This is a genomic window from Arthrobacter sp. Soil762, assembly GCF_001428335.1.
In the GTDB taxonomy this organism is placed as follows: domain Bacteria; phylum Actinomycetota; class Actinomycetes; order Actinomycetales; family Micrococcaceae; genus Arthrobacter.
Map to the genome: position 1 here is coordinate 197,498 of NZ_LMSG01000001.1, position 19,879 is coordinate 217,376.

The window sequence follows — 19,879 nt, forward strand, 5'->3', positions numbered from 1 at the left end:
ATGACGGATAAATACACCACGCTCGTCAACCAGGGCGTAGGCAAGAACATCGCCAAACGGCTGGGCCTGCCCCAGCCTGCCGTGCTGCGCCGCTTCAAGCCTGGCCAGCCCCTGGTCACCGGCCCCGTCCTGGTCCAGGGCAACACCGCCGGTGCCGACGAACTGGCCGCCAAGTTGCTCTCCTGGGACCTGGACGTCCGGCGCCACGCGGTGCCCCGCGAAAAACTTGGCGCGATCATTCTGGTCCTGGATGAGCTGACCCGGCCCGAGGATCTTGAAAAGCCTGTGCTGTCCGCCGCGGCCTCACTGCGTGATCTCGGCCCCAGTGCCCGCGTCATCAGCATCTCCCGGCCGGCCGCCGAAACCGCGTCCCCTGCACAGTCGGCTGCCCGGCAAGGCGTGGATGGCTTCCTGCGGTCGCTTGCCAAGGAACTCCGGGCCGGCGCAACAGCGAACGGCATCGTCCTGGCAGAAGGTGTGCAGAGCACCAGCCCCAGCGCCCTGGCAGCCCTGCGGTTCTTTCTGTCCGGCCGGTCGGCTTTCGTGGATGGCCAGTTCCTGACTGTCGCAACCGAGCAGGGCCACCTGCCACCGGACTTCGAGAAGCCGCTCGCCGGCAAGGTTGCCGTGGTCACCGGCGCCGCCCGCGGCATCGGTGCGGCAATTGCCCGGACCCTCCACCGGGACGGTGCCACCCTGGTCCTCGTAGACATCCCGGCATCCGGGGACCATTTGGCTGCCGTTGCCAACGAAGTCCGCGGCACGGCGCTTCAACTGGATATCAGCAGCGCAGATGCCGGCCAGCGGATCATCGACCACGCCGTGCAGCGTCATGGCCGTCTGGACATCGTCATCCACAACGCAGGAATTACCCGGGACAAGTTGCTCGCCAATATGGACCACGGCCGCTGGACCTCCGTCCTGAACATCAACATCGCCGCCCAGCTCAGAATCAACGAAGCGCTCCTTGCTTCCGAACACTTCCGTAATTCACCACGGATTGTCTCGGTGGCATCCACCAGCGGCATCGCGGGCAACCGCGGCCAGACCAACTACGCGGCGTCCAAGGGCGGTGTGATGGGTATGGTGCGCGCTTCTGCGCCCCTTCTGGCGGCGAACGGCGGGACCATTAACGCGGTGGCGCCCGGATTCATCGAAACAGACATGACAGCACGGATCCCATTTGCCGTCCGCGAAGTGGGACGGCGGCTGAACTCGCTGCAGCAAGGTGGCCAACCGTCCGACGTAGCGGAGGCCATTGCCTTCCTGGCGAGCGACGCCGCCGGGGGCATCAACGGCGACGTGCTGCGGATCTGCGGACAGAATCTGGTGGGGGCATGAGTACTGTCCAGCCGGTCATCCTGGGGGAGATGCCGTCCCTGTCCAAGCTCTACGTCAATGCCGCCGCGCAGACCGCGCGGCGGCGCGTCTTGGGCACGCACAACGGATCAAACCTTCCGGCCACTAGCCACGAAGTGCGCGGGGTAAGGGCCGACGTCGGCAACCTCACCGCCTACCAGCACCTCATCGGGCTGACTGCCAGGGACACCCTGCCGGCCGGATACCTCCACGCACTGGCATTCCCGCTGGCCATGAGTGTGATGAACCGCGACGATTTCCCGCTGCCACTCCTGGGCATGGTCCATCTCAGCAACCATGTGGAGCAGAGGTCGCCGGTGCTCTTCACGGAATCCCTGGACATCCAGGCCAGGGTTGAGAACCTCCGGGGCCACCGGTCCGGCACGCAACTTGACGTTGTGGCAGAGATCCGTGGCGCGGATACGCCGGACATCAAGTGGACCGGGCGCTCCTCCTACCTGGCCAAGGGTGTGTTCCTCCCTGGCATCGACAAGCCAACGCCCCACAACGGCCAGGCCGATTTCACGCCTCCGGACCCCACCGCGATCTGGCATTTGGGGGTCGACACGGGAAGGGCGTATGCCGCCGTTTCAGGAGACTTCAACCCCATCCACCTGAGCGTGCTTTCTGCCAAGGCCCTGGGCATGCGCCGCTCCATCGCGCACGGGATGTACCTTGCCTCGAGGGCCCTCGCGGATGTCGGGCCGGCAAAGGGCGAAACGTTCACGTGGGATGTCACGTTCGAGGCTCCAGTGTTCCTTCCTGCCCGCGTTGCCTTGGCTATCACCGTCCTGGATATCACCACGGCACAGACGCCTGGCGAAGGGTGGCAGCGGGCCGAATTTGTGGCGTGGAACCCCCGCTCCGGCCGCCGCCACTTCAGCGGCTCCGTGGCACCGCTCTAGGACGCCGGCCGCACAGCCCTGAGGACACGGTGCAGGCTCAGGAGGATGGACTCGGACGCTGTCACGGCCGAATCCTCCTGGGCCCGCTCCGCAACCGTTGCCATACCGGCCTCCACCGCCGACTTTGCGGCACCGAACAGCCGCCGCTGGTCTGCTTCATCCTCACCGTCGAACGAGGCCAGGAGTTCGCCGGTGGCGGTCATGGCCGCGGCCAGGGGCGCACTGTCGTTGAAAGGCACCGTATAAGGTGCGTCGTCTGTCCAGATGACATCGGACAGGACCTCTGTCATGTCCTGGATGTGGAACGTCACCCGCTCCAGATCATGAAGGTTGCGGTAGTCGAGATCCACATCGCGGGGATGGAGCCGCCGGCGCGGATTGGCACGCCGGCTCGCATCAGCCTCCTGCACGAGATGGCGGACCGTGCTGGCTGCTTCGGCCAGCTCGGTCGACCGGCGGGACCAGTCCTCATGCTCGGGAGGCCACTTTTCAGTCAGGGCCGTTCCCATGTCAGTCAGTTGCCGCCCGAGGGCCAGCCGGAGTTTGCCCAGGCTGGTGGCCGCCGCATTGAAGTGCAGGGGAGGAAAGACCAGGAAGTTGACGGCAATGCCCACGGCGACGCCGACGCCCATCTGGATGAGGTAACCGAAGGAAAAGTCGTCCCGGTTGCTTCCCCCCACCAGCAGGACCAGCAGCGCCGCCGTCGGAATCCAATCGCTGCCCGAGCCGATGCGGGGGAGACCGCCTAGCAGCACGCCGAGTCCCATAACGACCGCAACAGACAGCGGTGACGGATCACCGACACTGACCAGCGCAAAGGCGAGCCCAATACCCAGGGCGAGTCCGACGAGCGCCTGAAGACCCTGCCGGAAGGATCCGGCCACGTTGTGGTACATCGACACCAGGGCGCCGAGCGGCGCGTAGTACGGGTACTCGGCAGCGGATCCCGGCATCAGGGGAGCAATGGCGAAAGCGAGGCCGGCGGCCAGCGCTGCCTTCGCCGCCAGCTGCAGGCGCTGTACTGTGAATGCCGACGAGAGACCGGCCACCGAATTCCGCAGGATTCGGGTTCCAGCGGAGGGCCGGCCCTGCGGCTGCGTTTGAGTGTCACCCATCAGCCCCACACTAGGTGCACCCGTGTACTAGGACAAGGCCGACGACGCCTGCCGGACCTCCGCAGCCAGCCGATGAGCTTTGCCCTGGGTGCGTCCGTCCTCGGCCCGCTGCGGGATGTATCCGAAGCCGAGCCCGTACGCGGGATCGGCAAACCCCAGGGCAGCGTTCGCACCCTCGTGGCCGAAGGCGCGGTGGCTGCCGAAATTCCGCGACACGTGTGGCTTCATAAAGACCACGGCAAAGGCGTTGTCCAGTCCGGACAGGCGGTCCAGGCCCCACACCTGCTCCTGAGACATGGCGCTGACGGTCTCAGGGGTCAACAAGGGGCCCCGGCCGTCCACACCGGTGATGGCCGCGGCGTAGAGCCTGGCCAGGCCCTCCGCCGTACCCACACCGCCGGCGGCACTCATCCCCGCGGCGCGGACGGCCCGTTGATTGGGAAGTTCCATGATTGTGCTGACTGCCGCGTTGCTGTTAAGCCCATCCAGGCTCAGTGGATCCAGCCATGGTTGAAGGGGATCGACGTCGTAGAGGACGTCACGGTAGCGCGGTTCCAGCTCTTCGGGCAGTCCCAGGAAGAAGTCGATGCCGTAGGCCGTGCGGATGCGCTGGTCATAGAGGCTCTGCAGGCTGGTTCCCGTGACCCGCCGACAGAGTTCCTCCATAATGATTCCGATGGTGAGGGCGTGGTATCCGAAGCAACTGCCGGGACGCCAAGCGGGGCTCGTCGCTGCCAACCTTCCCGCGGCCAAGGAGGTGGTGAATTCGTCCAGGGCGATGCCTCCCTCGACTCCCATCAGGCCGGCCTGATGGGACAGGGCTTCACGCACCAGCAAGCGGTCCTTGCCATGGCAACCGAACTCGGGCCAGTAGTGCGCCACCGTCCCGTCAAGGTCCAGCAGCCCGTCCTGGACGAGCAGCGAAATCACCAGCGCCGCCACGCCCTTGGAAACTGAATACGCCCCCGTGACGGAATCGGCGGTGATGTGGGGCCCGCCGGACAGGTCCACGATCTTCACGCCGTCCCGGTAGGCCGCCAGTTGGGCGCTGTACTGCGGATCCGCGGCGAGAAGGGCCTCAAACAGATCCAAGACGCCTTCATAACCGGGTGCTGCAAAGCCAAAAGATTTCTGCATGGGGCTAGCCTAACCGGTTAGAAAGCGCTTTCCCGATCCTAAGCCGCTCCATGGCCGGGGGAAACTTCTTCCCCGGGGCGCACCGGCCCCGGGGGAGTGCCGTCACCGAACGGCCGGCCGCCCAGTGATTCCCTGCCATGGGGCTCCAGCCAGCCCGCCGGATCGGGACCCTGCGGCACCATCCGGGTGGGATTGATGTCCTCATGGACGATGTAATAGTGCTGCTTGATCTGGACAAAATCGATCGTGTCTCCGAAACCGGGAGTCTGGAAAAGATCCCGCGCGTAGCCCCACAGGGCCGGCAGTTCGGTCAGCTTTTGCCGGTTGCACTTGAAATGCCCGTGGTAGACGGCATCGAACCTTGCCAAGGTGGTGAACAGGCGGACATCCGCTTCCGTGATGGTGTCACCCACGAGGTACCGCTGTCCGGTGAGGCGTTCCTCGAGCCAGTCGAGCGCGGTCCACAGCCTGGTGTAGGCCGAGTCGTAGGCCTCCTGGGAGCCCGCAAAGCCGCAGCGGTAGACGCCGTTGTTGACCTCGGTGAAGACGCGCTTGTTGACGGAGTCAATTTCGGCGCGGAGGTGTTCCGGGTAAAGGTCAGGCGCTCCGACCCGGTGGAAACGGGTCCATTCGGTGGCAAAGTCCAGGGTGATCTGAGGGAAGTTGTTGGTGACCACCGCGCCGCTGGCAATATCAACGATCGCTGGCACCGTGATGCCGCGCGGGTAATCCGGGAATCGCCGGAAATAGGCGTCCTGGATGCGCTCGATGCCAAGCACAGGGTCCACCCCGCCCGGATCGAGGTCAAAAGTCCACGACCGGGCATCGTGGGTAGGGCCGGGCTGGCCAAGGGAGATGGAGTCCTCCAGGCCGAGGAGCCTCCGCACAATCACGGCCCGGTTCGCCCACGGGCATGCCCGCGCCGCAATCAGCCGGTACCGGCCAGCTTCCACTGGCCACCCCGGCTCGCCGTTGACGCCGGGGCGGCCGTCGTGGGTGATCCGGTCCTCAATGTAATTCGTGTCCCGGTTGAACTCGGCACCGCCGGTCACATATGCGCCCAGGGTGCTGTGTTCGGTGCTGGTGTCCGTGCTGTCGGCAGCGGTGGCGTTCGTGGCCTGCGGCCCGCTCGGAGATTTCTGGCTCATGCGGACCAGCCTAGGCTCCGGCGGCCAGGATTGCTGAGATGGGCTGCCAGGCGACCAGCCAGGAGCCGGCAATAACGGCGACAAAGAGCGCGATCCAGATGCCGGAGGGTATGGACGTTGCGCGGTACAGCAGGTAGGCGTCGGAACTGGCCAGCCTGTCACGGCGCCTCAGGTGCACGTTGGTGAGCTTCGCGAGATCCCGGACGGCGGCCACAAGCAGCGCCACGCCAAGCACGACTGCAACATGGCCGGTGAAGCTGCTGGGCACAACAAGGACCAGCACCCCGCCGCCTGCGACGGCAAGGCCTGTGATTAGCAGCCCCGCGAAGTTCCTGATGAACACGAGCGAAACCAGGAGGATAAGGGTGCCTGTGGCCAAGGCGGCCGGACCCCAGCCGGCAAAACCGGAGGTGACCAGGGCAGCGCCGGTCAGGGCAGGTACAGGATAGCCCCAGAATCCGGACCAGACGGCGGCGGCCTTGCCCCGGCTGTAACTGGTAGTTGTGCCTGAGTGGTCCAACCGGAGCCGGATCCCGCTCAGTCTTTGGCCGCTCATGACGGCGGCGAAAGCATGGCCGAGTTCGTGCGTGGCGGTGGCCAGGAGCCCAAAGTACTTCCAGGTGGCTCGGGGGATGGACAATGCAGTTGCCAGCGCCAGCACCACAGCCAGTTCGGCCACCGTGACTTGGGGGATGGCGGCACGGCTGAAGGCTTCGACGATCCGTTGCCACAATTGCTCGGGAATCAAGGTCGTTTCCCGCCGGGCCGGGAGTAGTGTTTGTCAGCCATAGCCCTCTACGGTACTAGAAGGATGGTTCACCACTGTCCTGCCGCCCTGCCGCCTTGGGGCGCTCAATGAATCGAGGAATGCCGTGACCACTTTGAAGGAACGCCTGCACGCTGATGTTGTGGTGCACATGAAGGACCGGAACAAAACCGCCCTGACAACGGTGCGCAATGTCCTGGGCGAGATCGAAACACGGGAGAAGTCGGGAAAGACGCCCATTGTCCTGGACGACGCCCAGGTGACCTCGTTGTTGCAGAAAGAGGCTGCAAAGCGACGTGACACCGCAAGGATCTATATGGAAGCCGGAGAATCCGAGCGGGCCGCGGCCGAGATCGCCGAGGCCGGGATCATCGAGGCATATTTGCCTCAGCCACTGACAGCCGGGGAAGTCGAGGCGATCGTTGACGAGACAATCGCCGGGCTGCGGAGCGAAGGCGTGGAGCCTGGTATGCGTCAGTTGGGCGCCGTGATGAAGCCTGTCACGGCCAAAGTCGCCGGACGCTTCGACGGCAAGGCGGTCAGCGAGATCGTCCGCAGCCGTCTCGCCTGAGCCGTCGGCTCGAGCCCCCAAACAGGAAAGGCACGCCTACTAAACGTGGGCGTGCCTTAACTTCCTGTTGGCGGAACTCGGCCGCCACGGAAAAATATCCGGGTTTCTTGAATCAGCCTTCGCAGTCAGTGCAGTAGCTGTGTCCGTCTTTCTGCCGCGCAATCTGGGAGCGGTGCCGGACCAGGAAGCAGGAGTAGCACGTGAACTCGTCCTCAGCCTGCGGGATAACCTGCACGACCAGTTCCTCGGCAACGAATTCGCCGCCCGGAACGCCGGCGCCATCCAGCCCGTCGGCCTCATCGAGCTCGAGGACGACGCTGCGGGCGTCCGGAGCATTGGCGGACTGCAGTGCCTCGAGTGAGTTGTCCTGCGACTCCTTGACGTCGGAGCGAAGTTCGTCGTAATCGGTTGCCACTTAGGTGTATCTCTTTTCTTTGGTTCGTCTGTCGCGTATGCAACGTACAGCATCCGGCGGGTATTCCCCAATAGCTTGGCAAGAAAATTTCTCTGTGGACCCTATATTTCCGTGCAGACAACAGCCGGGATCGGCGTCGGGTGACATTGGGCACTATGGTGTCCAGGAATGAAAGTCAGCGCACGGCCGCCGTCAGGCAAGGCCTAGGTGGGTTCCTTGGCCAAGGCTTTGGTCTGAGGCGGGGTAAGCCGCCCAAGGCGCTCGTCGAGCGTCACGCGCAGCCTGGCGGCAGCCGCCTGAACCCGGTGCTCGGCAGGGGCGTCCTTCTTGGCTGGCGGCGAGGCGGCGTTCCGGGGCGGATGGACGTTCCTGTGTTCGGAGGCACCTGCGCCCACCGTCCGGCCACCATTATCCCCTCCAGCCACGTTCTCCCAAGCCGTGTCGAACAGTTCGAGCTCTTCGGTACGGGCCAGCTCACTGCGCGCCAGGACGTTCAAGGTCGCAAGCCCCAAGGCGCTGGTTCCTTTATCTTCGTCCAAGGCCCGGTCCAGGGCCCACTGGGTGCGTCGCCACCATTCCGCCCGGCTGTCCGCCTCTGTCTTTTGCCGCAGTGCCTGCTCGTCGGCTTCGCGCTTCTGATCCAACGCTGTCTTATCGGCCGAAGTTCGCTGGGCCAGCGTGCGCGAGTTGATGTAGAAGGCCAAGAGTGCCGCAATCAGGACAGCCAACGGTCCAAGCCCGGCAAGGATCACCCACCAGTCGGCCGGCCCGGAATGGACAACGACTTCAAGCGGGCCAGGCGGCGGGGTTGGATTCACGGCTCCAGCTTAGGCCGTCGACGGAGGCCTGAAGCATTTGCCCGCAGCCACGACGGCGTCGATCTGCACGCGCGCTCCGAGTGGAAGTCCGGCCACGTGGAGGGTTGATGATATGGAAGTCGTCGTAGTCGGTCAGGTAAATGGTGGTGCGCAGGACGTGGGCCAGAGAAAGATGGACATCAGTCAGCAGCGTCTCCAGGTTGCTGAGCATGGACTCGCACTGCTCTTCAATCCCCGGGCCGACAAGTCCACCGTCGTCGGGGCTCTGGCCAATGATCCCGGCTGTGTAGGCGGTGTCTCCGTGGCGTACGAGATGCGAAAACGGGGCAGGCGACTGATGAAGGTTAGGGCTGAAGTGATGGGCAGACATGATCTCCTCAGCGTTCGGGACAGCCCATAGGGGCTCAGGGTTTTTTGACGTCTGGCTTGTTTGCCAATCCGCTATCGGTTCGAGCTCCTGGAACAGCGTCACTTGAAGGCCTGCCGGCGCTGCAAGCCGGGAGTTCAAGGACTGCCAGGGAGTTATCCGCGGAGTCGCGATCAGTTCTGCTCCTGCGTTCACAAGGTCTGCCGTTACGGCCGCCGTGTCCTCCACTTCGAAGGCTACCCGGAGTCTGGCGCTGGGCTGTCCGTCCGATTCCACGCTGTCGATGAAGTTCACCTGGGCGGGCTTGGACAGCTCAAGCGTCGCCCGCCCGGCACCAATGTATTGTCACGCGCGCGTCCCCCTCCTTCATAGGCCTCTTGCTCGGGGAGTCCCAGGTCATCACGGTAGAACGTGAGTGCCGCCTCGTAGTCCTCGGCTTCGACAACGAGGCGGAGCTGGCGGACGGGTGCCTTGGCGTTTTCCGTAGTCATGTTTGTACCGAAGTGCTTTGCTTCCCCCCGGAAGCGGGCCTCGCGTGCGCGGAAACAGAAAAAACCCCTGAAATCCGTAGATTTCAGGGGTTTTCCCATTTGTGCGCGGAGGGGGACTTGAACCCCCACCCCCTTTCGAGGACTAGCACCTCAAGCTAGCGCGTCTGCCATTCCGCCACCCGCGCAGGTGGTAATTCGGAGGTCGTTTCCGCCTTTCAGCGTTTCGCTTTTCTCCGAAGCAGCGAGAAAGACTCTAACACGAACGTTCCGGAAACATCCAATCGGGGCTGATGGGTAGGCTGAGGGCACACGAGAACACAGGTTGTTTGCAGCCTTCCCACTGCCCAAGGAGTTTCTATGTCTGACATCCGTGCCGAGGATGAAGTTGTCCGGATCTGCCAGGAACTCATCCGGATAGATACCTCGAACTATGGTGACGGCTCGGGTCCGGGGGAGCGGGTGGCCGCGGAATACACAGCCGCGCTCATCGAGGACGTAGGACTCGCAGCCGAGATCTTCGAGTCGGCGCCCGGCCGCGCAAGTGTTGTGACCCGGATGGCCGGTGAAGATCCGTCCGCCAGCGCCCTGGTGGTGCACGGGCACCTCGATGTAGTGCCCGCCCTGCGTGAACAGTGGTCGGTGGATCCCTTTGGCGCGGAGCTCAAAGACGGACTCATCTGGGGCCGCGGAGCCGTGGACATGAAGGACATGGACGCCATGATCCTTGCTGTGATGCGGGATTTGGCCAGGTCCGGGCGCAAGCCCAAGCGCGACATTATCTTTGCCTTCTTCGCCGACGAGGAAGCCGGCGGTGAGTACGGAGCCCGCTACGCTGTCGACAAGCGGCCCGAGCTCTTCGAAGGCGCAACCGAAGCCATCTCGGAGGTAGGCGGCTTCTCTGCAACCATCGGCGGGCAGCGCACCTACCTCCTGCAGACGGCTGAGAAGGGCATCTCCTGGCTCCGGCTGGTGGCGCACGGCCGGGCTGGCCATGGCTCCCAGATCAATACGGACAACGCCGTCACCCGGCTGGCTGCGGCGGTAACCCGGATCGGCGAATACAAGTGGCCGATTGAGCTGACGCCCACTACGCGGCAGTTCCTGGACGGCGTGACCGAACTCACGGGTGTGGAATTCGATCCCGATAATCCGGACCGCCTGCTCGACCAGCTCGGCACCGTGGCGCGCTTTGTGGGGGCAACCCTGCAGAACACCACCAATCCCACGCTGCTTAAGGGCGGCTACAAGCACAACGTCATCCCCGAATCGGCTGAGGCCCTGGTGGACTGCCGGACGCTCCCGGGCCAGCAGGACCATGTGCTGGAGATCGTGCGCGAGCTTGCCGGTTCCGGTGTCGACGTCAGCTACGTGCACAGCGACGTCTCGCTTGAGGTCCCGTTCGCCGGAAACCTGGTGGATTCCATGATCGACGCCCTGCACACCGAGGATCCGGGGGCGAAAGTGCTTCCCTATACGCTCTCCGGCGGCACGGACAACAAATCATTGAGCCGGCTCGGTATCACCGGCTACGGCTTCGCTCCCCTCCAGCTGCCCGACGATCTTGATTTCACCGGGATGTTCCACGGCGTGGACGAGCGGGTTCCGGTGGATTCGCTGAAGTTCGGCGCCCGGGTGCTCAACACGCTCCTCACCAATTACTGAGCCGGCCCGGACATGACTCCCGAGGAAGTCCTGCCGGAGCCCTTGCTCCAGGCCATCCGCGGCCGTGCTGCGGGCTATGACCGGGACAACACCTTCTTCTTTGAAGACCTCGAGGAGCTGACCGCCGCCGGCTACCTCAGGCTCTTTGTGCCGGCGTCCGACGGCGGCCTGGGGCTTGGGCTGGAGGCGGCAGCTCAGTGCCAGCGGCGGCTGGCAACGGCGGCCCCGGCCACCGCCTTGGCCATCAACATGCATTTGGTCTGGACCGGCGTCGCCCACGTCCTGGCCGCACGGGGGGACCATTCCCTTGGCTTCGTCCTGCAGGAGGCCGCCCAGGGCGAGATCTTCGCCTTCGGCAATTCCGAAGCCGGCAATGATTCGGTACTTTTTGATTCAAGAACGGCAGCCGTTCCCCTGCCGGGCGGAGCGTACAGCTTCACGGGTACCAAGATCTTCACGAGTCTTTCGCCCGCCTGGACCCGGCTGGGAATCTTCGGCAAGGACGCCCAGGCCAGGGAAGGCGAAGGGGAGCTGGTGCATGGGTTCATCACACGGGAGGCCGCAGGCTACGCCATCCTGGATGACTGGAACACCCTGGGCATGCGGGCCAGCCAGTCAAACACCACCGTCCTGGACGGCGCCGAGGTCCCGCCGGAGAGGATCTTCCGCAAACTTCCGGTGGGACCCAACGCCGATCCGCTGATTTTCGCCATCTTCGCGTGCTTCGAGACTTTGCTGGCTGCCGTGTACACAGGCATTGGCGAACGTGCCCTGAACCTGGGTGTTGAGGCCGTCAAGCGACGCACGTCCTTCAAGAATGCCGGCCGCAGCTACGCGCAGGATCCGGATATCCGCTGGAAGATCGCGGAGGCCGCCATGGCCATGGAGAACCTCTACCCCCAGCTGCTGACCGTCAGCCGCGATGTGGATGCGCTCGTTGAGCACGGGCCGCAATGGTTTCCCAAGCTTGTGGGGCTGAAGGTCAATGCAACTGATACGGCCCGCCGCGTTGTGGACCTGGCCATCAGGGTGAGTGGCGGCTCCAGCTACTTTCGTGGGTCGGAGCTTGAACGCCTGTACCGGGACGTGCTGGCGGGGATGTTCCACCCATCAGACGATGAGTCGGCGCACAACACCGTGGCGAACGCGTGGCTGGGTCCGTTGGAGGACTGAACAGGCCACTGGCCCGTTAATTCCTATACGGTCCGCTGGCCGGACAATTCCTACACGGTCCGCTGGACCTGCATCACCCGGCGGCGGAGCCAGAAGCGCCTGCCGCCGCCCAAATACAGCTTGCTGCGTTCCAGCTCCCACTTGCCGTACTCGGAATGCTCCACGAGCCGGCGCCTGGCGTCAGGCAGCGAATCGTCAGGGCTGACCGTCAGAACGAGGTACTCGTACTGCCTCAGAATGTCCCGTTCGCGCTGGACCGAGCTGGTAAGAAAATGTTCCTTCATTGCTCTCCATTTTCGTCCTTTTCCGGCTAACGTGAAGGCATGAGCATCGATCCGCGTGTCGCGCTTCAGTCCTTGACAACCGCCTTGGAAGAACACCTTATAGCAGCATCCAACCGGCGTGGAGATGGCGATCCCGCGGTGGAAGCGGCTTTTTTTGCGGTCGCGGATGCGTTCGAGGTCTATGAAGACGCACTCTACGAGGCTTACAGCGAAGTTACACCCCTTCAGGTCTTCGATGATGAAGAAGATGAGGACGATGAAGCCGGCATTGATGACGACGAGGACCTGGAAATTCTTGAGGACTGAGAACTCCACGCCGCCATCGCGGGCAACGACCTAACGCTGCGGCCCTGAACGGCGTGTCAGCCGGGCAGGGAAACGTCTTCGAGCGCGCGGGCAATTTCGGGCGGCAGCCTGGTCAGTTGGGCGGCCATGATTTCTTTCGCCTGCACGGGAGTCCTGGGCCCGACGATGGCCGTGGCCACGCCATGCTGGGACAACAGCCAGCTCAGCGAGACATCCAGCGGTGTCCGGCCCAGGCCCTTGGCCGCCATCGCCACGGCTTCCACCACGCTGGACGGCTGCGCCTCCAGATACGGCTCTACGTAGGGTGCGGAGTCTGTTCTTGCTGCCCGGGAATCGGCGGGAATGGCGCCGCGGTACTTGCCGGTCAGGACGCCGCGTCCCAGCGGAGCCCAGGCCATCAGCCCCAGGCCGGCATCTTCGACGGCGGGAACCAGTTCCGCTTCCGCCTTTCGCTGCAGGAGTGAATATTCAGCCTGCGCGGCTACGAGCGGAAATCCGGCCACCGCCGCGGCCTTGGCGCTTTGCCACCCGTTGAAGTTGGAGATGCCAGCATAGCGGGCGCGGCCGCTCCGGAGCGCGAATTCAAGCGCGGACAGGGTCTCGTCCAGCGGGACGTTGCCGTCCCATGCCTGGGCAAACCAGATATCCACGTAGTCAGTCCCCAGCCTTGCCAGGCTGGCGTCCAGTCCGGTGAGCATCGCGTTGCGCGACGTGTCCACCGTGCGCCGGCCGTCCGACGTCGACATCCCCGCCTTGGTGGAAATGCAGACTTCGGTGCGGGAGACGACGTCACCCAGGAGAGAGCCGATCATCGCCTCGGCGCGGCCGTCGGCGTAAGACGCCGCGGTATCTATGAGTTTTCCGCCACCATCGATAAATGTCCGCAGTATCTCCGAGGCGTCCTGTTCGTCGGTATCGCCGGACCAGGACATGGTGCCGAGGGAAAGGGCGGAGACTCGCAATCCACTGTTGCCGACGTAACGCTGCTGCATGGCTGCAAGCTTACGGGGAATCAACAGTGTCCATGACGTAGGGTCTTAGCGTGAACTGGTTTGAGGCGGCCCTGCTGGGCCTAGTGCAGGGACTGACCGAATTTCTACCGATTTCATCGAGCGCGCACCTGCGGATTGTGGGGCAGTTTCTGCCCAACGCATCCGATCCCGGAGCTGCGTTTACCGCCATCACGCAGCTTGGTACCGAAACGGCGGTCGTGATCTACTTCTGGCGCGACATCGTGCGGATCGTCAAGGCGTGGGCGGGATCGCTGACCGGAAAAGTCTCCCGGCAGGACCCGGATGCCCGCATGGGCTGGCTGGTGATCCTGGGCAGCCTCCCCATCATCGTGCTGGGTCTGCTGTTCCAGGACCAGATCGAGTCGGTGCTGAGGAGCCTGTGGCTCGTAGCCACGATGCTGATCGTCTTCGGGCTCTTTCTGGCCGTGGCCGACGCGATCGGAAAGCAGGACCGGGACCTCACCCAGCTCACATACAAACACGGCATTTTGTACGGCTTCGCCCAGGCCCTGGCTCTTATTCCCGGTGTGTCGCGATCCGGCGGCACCATCACCGCAGGTCTCCTGATGGACTACACACGCGAAGCCGCCGCGCGGTATTCGTTCCTCCTGGCTATCCCGGCGGTGTTCGGCAGCGGCCTTTACCAGCTGTACAAAGTGGTCTCCAAGGAAGGCATTACCGGCCCCTACGGCCTTCCGGAGACGGCGCTGGCCACCGTCATCGCCTTGGTGGTGGGCTACGTGATCATCGGTTGGTTCCTCAAGTTCATTTCCACCCGAAGCTACCGGCTCTTCGTCTGGTACCGGATTTTCCTGGGCCTGGCCCTGTATCTTTTGCTCGGTTTCAATGTCATCAGCGCCTAGCCGTAGGCTTAGGCTGTGAAATCCTGGACCTCCCGCCCTGTCCCTGCGCTGCCCGGCGCCATGCCTGCCATCCGGCTGTTCGACACCGCACAGGGGAGTGAAGTCACGCTCCGGGCCGGGGGAGAGCAATCCATGTATGTCTGCGGGATCACTCCCTACGATGCAACCCACATGGGCCATGCGGCCAGCTACGTGGCCTTCGATCTGCTGAACAGGGCCTGGCGTGACGCCGGCCAGCAGGTTTCCTACGTCCAGAACGTCACCGACGTCGACGACCCCCTGCTGGAGCGCGCGACTGCCACCGGTGTGGACTGGCGGGACCTGGCCGCGAGCCAGATTGAACTCTTCCAGACCGACATGGAGGCCCTCAACGTCCTCTCGCCGGACCACTACGTAGGTGCCGTTGAATCAGTTGACATCATTGTTCCGGCCATCGAACGGCTGGTCCGGCTGGGGCTGGCCTACCGCGTCCCTGGTACGGCAGGGGAGCCCGACGGAGACGTCTACTACGACGTCGAAGCTGCCGGCAAGCAGTCGGTCGCCCCGGATGCCTGGACTCTTGGCTCGATCTCCCGCCTTGGTGAAGCCGAAATGCTGGAACTGTTCGCCGAACGCGGCGGCGACCCGGGCCGGGCCGGCAAGCGGCAGGCCCTGGACCCCCTGCTCTGGCGGGTTGCCCGTGACGGCGAGCCCAGCTGGCCGGGCGGCGAGTTGGGCCAGGGCCGGCCTGGCTGGCACATCGAATGCACGGTCATCGCCCAGCGGTACCTGCCGGCTCCCTTCACTGTCCAGGGCGGCGGCTCTGACCTCATCTTCCCGCACCACGAGATGGGCGCCGGTCACGCCTATTCGCTCGCCGAAGTGCCGCTGGCCCAGCATTATGCCCACGCCGGCATGGTGGGCCTGGACGGCGAAAAGATGAGCAAGTCCAAGGGCAACCTGGTCCTGGTCTCCAAACTTCGGGCCGAGGGAGAAGATCCGGCAGCCATCCGCCTGGCCATCCTGGCCCACCATTACCGTTCAGACTGGTCCTGGACCGCTGACGGCTTTGAGGCCGCGAAGGACCGGCTGGCGGCGTGGCGCAGCGCCCTCGCCACTGCCCCGGAAGGATCGGCGTCCGGCCTGATCGCAGAAATGCGGTCCGCCCTTGCATCTGACCTGAACGCACCCGCCGCCCTGGAAGCTGTTGACCGCTGGGCTGCCTCGGCGGACTCCGCCGCGGCAGCGGGCAGCCAGCACGATCAGGCCCTGGTCAGGGACGCCCTGGACGCGTTGCTCGGCGTCGTACTTTAGGGCTTGTCCCGGCCCCGACGCTTGAGATAGCGCTCAAACTCCCGCGCGATGGATTCACCGCTCGCCTCCGGAAGATCGGCCGTATCTTTTGCCTCTTCCAGCTGGCGGACGTACGCGGCGATCTCCGGATCCTCGGTAGCCAACTCATCGACGCCGCGCTCCCACGCAGCTGCCTCTTCCGCCAGTTCGTGCGTGTCCAGCGGGACCTGGATCAGTTCCTCGACCCGGTGCAGGAGAGCCAGCTGCGCCTTGGGTGACGGGGCCTGGGCCACGTAATGCGGGACGGCTGCCCAGAGGGAAACAGTAGGAAGGCCCGCCAGGAGGGACACTTCAGACAGTACTCCGACTATGCCGACGGGACCTTCATACTGGGATGCTTCAAGGTTGAGGCGTTCCCGCAACACAGCGTCGTCAGAGGAGGTGCTGACCGGAATCGGCCTGCTGTGCGGAACGTCTGCCAGAAGGGCACCCACCAGGACCACGTAGTCCACCTTCAGCGCTTCAGCGTGGACCAGCAGTTCCGCCGTATAGGCCCGCCACTTGTAGGACGGCTCAATGCCCTGGACGAAAATGACGTCCACGTTCGAATCCGGCGCACTGGCCTTGTAGATCCGTGTGGATGGCCACTTGATCTTGCGTTCCCCCGAGGCGTTCCTGCGGACCGTAGGACGCGTGAACTGGAAATCGTAGTATTCGTCGGCGTCAATGGACGCGACCTTTTTGCCGCCCCAAACCCTGTTCAGGTAGCGCAAGGAATCACTGGCGGCTTCGCCGGCATCGTTCCAGCCTTCAAATGCGGCCAGCATCACAGTAATGCGCTCCCCGTCCGCCACTGGCAGCAGGAACTGCTCCGGTTCAGGTGCGGCACCCGGTTCCGCGGTGTCTCCGTCGAAGCTATTCATCTCATCACCCTACGTCCAAGAACCGGCGCGACGCATTGAATGAAGAGCCAAAAAGTGCGCCGGGGCGCGTGCGGGCCCGAAGGCAATGCTGATATTCGCCGAGGGCGTATCCACCGGCTGGCGCTCAGGTGCGCCCCGTAGACTGGGACCATGCGATCCCTACCCTCCGTTTCCCCGCTCAGAGCCGTTCTTTGGGATATGGACGGCACCATTGTGGACACTGAACGCTACTGGATTGCCGCCGAGCACGCCCTCGTTGAAGCGCATGGCGGCACTTGGTCGCACGGGCAGGCCATGCAGCTTGTGGGTCAGTCGCTGACGTATTCGGCCGGAATCCTGCAGGCAGCCGGTGTCCGGCTGGAGCGCCGGGAGATCATCGACACCCTGACCTCTGAGGTCATCAGGAGCGTCCGGCACTCTGTTCCCTGGCGTCCCGGAGCGCGGGAACTGCTGGATGACCTGCACGTCGCCGGAGTACGATGCGCGCTGGTGACCATGTCGGAGGAGCCGTTGGCCCGCGAAATTGTCGCGAGCCTGCCCAAGCCTTACTTCGAATTCCTGGTCACGGGGGACACCGTCACGCAGGGCAAGCCGCACCCGGAAGCCTACTTGAAGGCGGTGGAGCTGCTTCAGGAAGCGGACCCGGACCTCACCGTGGATCACTGCGTCGCCCTGGAGGACTCCGCGCCGGGAGTGGCTGCTGCTGTGGCCTCGGGCGTCGCCACCGTCGCCATTCCGCACATTGTCCCGATCCCCGACGATCCCAGGCACACGATCTGGGAATCCCTGGCCGGCCGCACCGTTGCCGAGCTGGAGGCCATCGCCGCGGGCAGCCTGGCCGCCGCGGCGGCTGGATCGGCAGTGCTTGTAACGGGGAACCCGTCATGAGCTCCAAGCCCGCCCCCGCCCGCCGCGAAGGAATACCGCTCGGCCGGATCGCCGGAATCCCGGTCATTCTGGCCTACTCGTGGTTTGTGATCGCCGCCTTTACCGTCATTGTCTACGGTCCCCTGCTGTTGGAGCAGAACCCGGCGTTGGGCGTCGCCGCCTACTACATGGCGTTCGCGTACGCCCTGCTGCTTCTGGTCTCCGTCCTGGTCCACGAACTGGCGCACGCCCTCACGGCCAAGATCTACGGCTGGCCCACGCAGAAGATCGTGCTGAATCTCTGGGGCGGCCACACCCAGTTTGAGAATTTCACGGCGACGCCGGCGCGCTCGGTCATTGTGGCCTTGGCAGGGCCGGCAGCCAACCTGGTCCTCGCCGGCGGTGCCTGGGTGGTCCTTTCCACCACCAACATGGGCACCGTGGCCGAGATCCTCACGAACATCTTTATGTGGGCAAACTTCGTCATCGGCATCTTCAACGTCTTGCCCGGACTCCCGCTGGACGGCGGCAGGATCGTTGAGTCGGCCGTGTGGAAAGCAACCGGGAGCCAGGCCAAAGGCACCGTCGCCGCCGGCTGGGCCGGCCGCGTCATCGTGGTGGCCCTGGGCTTCTGGTTCATTGCCCGGCCGCTGCTGGCCGGTGAGACACCGGATTTCAGCCTCCTGATGATCACGGTCCTCGTCGGCGGCTTCCTCTGGATGGGAGCCAGCGCCGCAATCCAGCAGGGCACTCTGCGCGGAAGGATGCATCTCGTCAGCGCCGCTGCCCTGGCGGCTCCCGCCGTCGGAATTCCAGCCACCGCGGTGGTGGCGGATATCCGCAGGCTGTCACCGGACGGCTCACGTGCCGTTGTGGTCTGCGGGCCGGATGGACGCCCGCAGGGTGTTGTGGATCCCGGCGCCCTCGCCGCGGTTCCTGACTATGCCGCCGCCTCCACGCCTGCCACGGCAGTGTCCTATGCCCTCGCGGCGGGAGCCTACGTACCTGAGTCGTCCCAGGGGCAGGAACTGATCCAGTACCTTTCCCAGCTGGACGGTCACGAATATGCCGTGGTGGACCATCACGGAACGGTCACCGGCCTTCTGGCGCAGAACGTGGTGGTGGCCGCCATCACCGGCAAGGCTGACCCGTCAAATAGGCATCCGCAGGGTCAAAGCCGGTAGAGTTACGTGCCGGCCGTGCATTGCCGCCGCGTGGCCGCCCGGAGGCCTGCGTCACACCCGGCGGACCTATTTCGATGCGTGGCCCCACAGTTTTACAGGAGCGAGGAAAATCCATGAGCAGCGAAACTGCCGCCGAAGCCGCAGCACCAACCACCGGTGTTGCCGCCAATGGCACCCAGCCGGTGGGAGCTGCCCGCCGCCGCGGGCCTTTCCGTGAAGGCGAACGGGTCCAGCTGACCGACGAGCGCGGCCGCATGAACACCATCTCTCTCGAAAGCGGCGGCGCCTTCCACACGCACCGCGGCTTCCTGAACCACGACGAGATCATCGGAAAAGCAGATGGCTCAGTCGTCGTGAACAACGTCGGCCAGCAGTACCAGACGCTGCGCCCCCTCCTCTCGGACTTTGTCCTCTCCATGCCGCGTGGCGCCGCAGTGGTCTACCCGAAGGACGCCGGCCAGATCGTCACCATGGCCGATATCTTCCCCGGCGCCAGGGTTGTTGAAGCCGGCGTTGGCTCGGGAGCGCTGTCCATCTCGCTGCTCCGGGCCGTTGGCGACAACGGCTACCTCCACTCCTTCGAGCGACGTGAGGAATTTGCGGACATCGCCCGCGGGAATGTGGAAACCATCTTTGGCGGCCCGCACCCGGCGTGGAAGATCTCCCTCGGCGACTTCCAGGAGGAAGTAGTCCGCAGCGAGGCACCCGGATCCGTGGACCGTGTGGTGCTGGACATGCTGGCACCCTGGGAGTGCCTTGATGCCGTCGCCACTGTCCTCGCGCCAGGCGGCGTCTGGATCAACTACGTTGCCACGGTCACCCAGCTCTCCCGGACCGCGGAGGCCATCAGGGCCGATGGCCGATTCACCGAACCCGACGCCTGGGAGTCCATGGTCCGCGGGTGGCACCTTGAGGGCCTGGCTGTCCGTCCGGACCACCGCATGGTGGCCCACACCGGCTTCCTGCTGGTCACCCGCCGGCTTGCCGACGGCGTCACCGGTATCTCCGTCAAGCGCCGTCCCTCCAAGACTGGCTTCAACGAAGAAGACGTCAACGCCTGGACACCTGGTGCCGTCGGCGAACGCCTCGTCTCCGATAAGAAGCTGCGCCGGGCCGCGCGCGATGCCATTGCCGGCACCAACGTCAAGGACGAACCGGAGATCACGAACTAGTCCACATTTCGGGAGTCTCCAGCAGTACCTGCCAACTTGGGGCTAAGGTCTTAAGAAGAAGAGCAGGA

The 19,879-nt window shown here is 64.5% G+C and carries 21 protein-coding genes and 1 tRNA gene; 11 read left to right on the forward strand and 11 right to left on the reverse strand.

What is annotated here, in order from left to right; all coding sequences use genetic code 11:
- Both ASG77_RS00895 and ASG77_RS00900 read left to right on the forward strand, forming a co-directional pair.
- Positions 1–1,341 (forward strand): 3-oxoacyl-ACP reductase, encoded by a 1,341-nt coding sequence (locus ASG77_RS00895; protein WP_056339925.1) that lies wholly within the window; start codon positions 1–3, stop codon positions 1,339–1,341.
- Entirely contained in the window at positions 1,338–2,264 is a 927-nt protein-coding gene (locus tag ASG77_RS00900) for a MaoC family dehydratase (RefSeq protein WP_056339928.1), read from the forward strand. The genes ASG77_RS00895 and ASG77_RS00900 overlap by 4 nt, the downstream gene beginning before the upstream one ends.
- Here the strand turns inward: ASG77_RS00900 and ASG77_RS00905 are convergent.
- From ASG77_RS00905 to ASG77_RS00920, 4 genes are all read right to left on the reverse strand, one after another.
- Positions 2,261–3,313, reverse strand: a complete 1,053-nt coding sequence (locus tag ASG77_RS00905) for an FUSC family protein (RefSeq protein WP_056339931.1) — start codon at positions 3,311–3,313, stop codon at positions 2,261–2,263. The two genes, ASG77_RS00900 and ASG77_RS00905, sit on opposite strands and share 4 nt — an antisense overlap.
- 93 nt (positions 3,314–3,406) lie before the next feature.
- On the reverse strand, positions 3,407–4,516 hold the full coding sequence (locus ASG77_RS00910) for a serine hydrolase domain-containing protein (RefSeq protein ID WP_056339934.1): 1,110 nt from the start codon (positions 4,514–4,516) through the stop codon (positions 3,407–3,409).
- A 38-nt stretch (positions 4,517–4,554) separates the two neighbouring features.
- Positions 4,555–5,664: a glutathione S-transferase family protein gene (locus ASG77_RS00915; protein WP_056339937.1), complete on the reverse strand. Its 1,110-nt coding sequence runs from the start codon at positions 5,662–5,664 to the stop codon at positions 4,555–4,557.
- 10 nt (positions 5,665–5,674) lie between these two features.
- Positions 5,675–6,412 carry a M50 family metallopeptidase gene (locus ASG77_RS00920; protein ID WP_430929457.1) on the reverse strand — a complete coding sequence of 246 codons (738 nt, stop codon included), beginning with the start codon at positions 6,410–6,412 and terminating at the stop codon, positions 5,675–5,677.
- 124 nt (positions 6,413–6,536) lie between these two features.
- Between ASG77_RS00920 and ASG77_RS00925 the strand changes: the two genes are divergently transcribed.
- On the forward strand, positions 6,537–7,001 hold the full coding sequence (locus ASG77_RS00925; RefSeq protein ID WP_056339939.1) for a GatB/YqeY domain-containing protein: 465 nt from the start codon (positions 6,537–6,539) through the stop codon (positions 6,999–7,001).
- A 112-nt stretch (positions 7,002–7,113) separates the two neighbouring features.
- Here ASG77_RS00925 and ASG77_RS00930 read toward each other — a convergent pair whose 3' ends face one another.
- The 4 genes from ASG77_RS00930 to ASG77_RS00950 all read right to left on the reverse strand — a co-directional run bounded on the left by ASG77_RS00930 (position 7,114) and on the right by ASG77_RS00950 (position 9,277).
- Positions 7,114–7,416: a DUF4193 domain-containing protein gene (locus ASG77_RS00930; RefSeq protein ID WP_056339942.1), complete on the reverse strand. Its 303-nt coding sequence runs from the start codon at positions 7,414–7,416 to the stop codon at positions 7,114–7,116.
- Between the two features lie 203 nt (positions 7,417–7,619).
- A complete protein-coding gene (locus ASG77_RS00940) occupies positions 7,620–8,234 on the reverse strand; it encodes a hypothetical protein (RefSeq protein WP_235564223.1) in 615 nt (204 codons plus the stop codon).
- Entirely contained in the window at positions 8,203–8,604 is a 402-nt protein-coding gene (locus ASG77_RS22955; protein ID WP_082575827.1) for a RidA family protein, read from the reverse strand. Before ASG77_RS22955 ends, ASG77_RS00940 begins: the two co-directional genes overlap by 32 nt.
- Positions 8,605–9,194: 590 nt before the next feature.
- Positions 9,195–9,277 (reverse strand) — tRNA-Leu (locus ASG77_RS00950).
- A gap of 172 nt (positions 9,278–9,449) precedes the next feature.
- On the opposite strand from ASG77_RS00950, the gene ASG77_RS00955 reads away from it, so the two are divergent.
- Entirely contained in the window at positions 9,450–10,754 is a 1,305-nt protein-coding gene (locus tag ASG77_RS00955) for a M20/M25/M40 family metallo-hydrolase (RefSeq protein WP_056339945.1), read from the forward strand.
- 12 nt (positions 10,755–10,766) lie between these two features.
- Positions 10,767–11,927, forward strand: a complete 1,161-nt coding sequence (locus ASG77_RS00960) for an acyl-CoA dehydrogenase family protein (protein WP_056339948.1) — start codon at positions 10,767–10,769, stop codon at positions 11,925–11,927.
- A gap of 50 nt (positions 11,928–11,977) precedes the next feature.
- Here the strand turns inward: ASG77_RS00960 and ASG77_RS00965 are convergent, their stop codons facing one another.
- Positions 11,978–12,211 carry a DUF5703 family protein gene (locus ASG77_RS00965; RefSeq protein WP_056339951.1) on the reverse strand — a complete coding sequence of 78 codons (234 nt, stop codon included), beginning with the start codon at positions 12,209–12,211 and terminating at the stop codon, positions 11,978–11,980.
- 39 nt (positions 12,212–12,250) lie between these two features.
- On the opposite strand from ASG77_RS00965, the gene ASG77_RS00970 reads away from it, so the two are divergent.
- Positions 12,251–12,517 (forward strand): hypothetical protein, encoded by a 267-nt coding sequence (locus ASG77_RS00970; RefSeq protein ID WP_056339953.1) that lies wholly within the window; start codon positions 12,251–12,253, stop codon positions 12,515–12,517.
- Between the two features lie 56 nt (positions 12,518–12,573).
- On the opposite strand, the gene ASG77_RS00975 is transcribed toward ASG77_RS00970, so the two are convergent.
- Positions 12,574–13,509, reverse strand: a complete 936-nt coding sequence (locus ASG77_RS00975; RefSeq protein ID WP_056339956.1) for an aldo/keto reductase — start codon at positions 13,507–13,509, stop codon at positions 12,574–12,576.
- 50 nt (positions 13,510–13,559) lie between these two features.
- On the opposite strand from ASG77_RS00975, the gene ASG77_RS00980 reads away from it, so the two are divergent.
- Together ASG77_RS00980 and mshC are read left to right on the forward strand one after the other, a co-directional pair.
- Complete coding sequence (locus tag ASG77_RS00980) at positions 13,560–14,393, forward strand: undecaprenyl-diphosphate phosphatase (RefSeq protein ID WP_056339959.1); 834 nt, start codon at positions 13,560–13,562, stop codon at positions 14,391–14,393.
- A gap of 15 nt (positions 14,394–14,408) precedes the next feature.
- A complete protein-coding gene (gene mshC, locus ASG77_RS00985; RefSeq protein ID WP_056339963.1) occupies positions 14,409–15,686 on the forward strand; it encodes a cysteine--1-D-myo-inosityl 2-amino-2-deoxy-alpha-D-glucopyranoside ligase in 1,278 nt (425 codons plus the stop codon).
- Here mshC and ASG77_RS00990 read toward each other — a convergent pair.
- Positions 15,683–16,588, reverse strand: a complete 906-nt coding sequence (locus ASG77_RS00990) for a PAC2 family protein (RefSeq protein WP_056339966.1) — start codon at positions 16,586–16,588, stop codon at positions 15,683–15,685. The genes mshC and ASG77_RS00990 overlap by 4 nt on opposite strands.
- Before the next feature lie 150 nt (positions 16,589–16,738).
- Between ASG77_RS00990 and ASG77_RS00995 the strand changes: the two genes are divergently transcribed.
- The 3 genes from ASG77_RS00995 (at position 16,739) to ASG77_RS01005 (ending at position 19,811) form a co-directional block, all read left to right on the forward strand.
- On the forward strand, positions 16,739–17,476 hold the full coding sequence (locus ASG77_RS00995; protein ID WP_056339969.1) for an HAD family hydrolase: 738 nt from the start codon (positions 16,739–16,741) through the stop codon (positions 17,474–17,476).
- Positions 17,473–18,639, forward strand: coding sequence for a site-2 protease family protein (locus ASG77_RS01000; RefSeq protein WP_056339972.1), 1,167 nt, complete (start codon positions 17,473–17,475; stop codon positions 18,637–18,639). Before ASG77_RS00995 ends, ASG77_RS01000 begins: the two co-directional genes overlap by 4 nt.
- Before the next feature lie 113 nt (positions 18,640–18,752).
- The gene (locus tag ASG77_RS01005; RefSeq protein WP_056339975.1) at positions 18,753–19,811 is read left to right on the forward strand and encodes a tRNA (adenine-N1)-methyltransferase; all 1,059 of its coding nucleotides are present in this window, start codon (positions 18,753–18,755) and stop codon (positions 19,809–19,811) included.
- Positions 19,812–19,879: the final 68 nt, after the last annotated feature.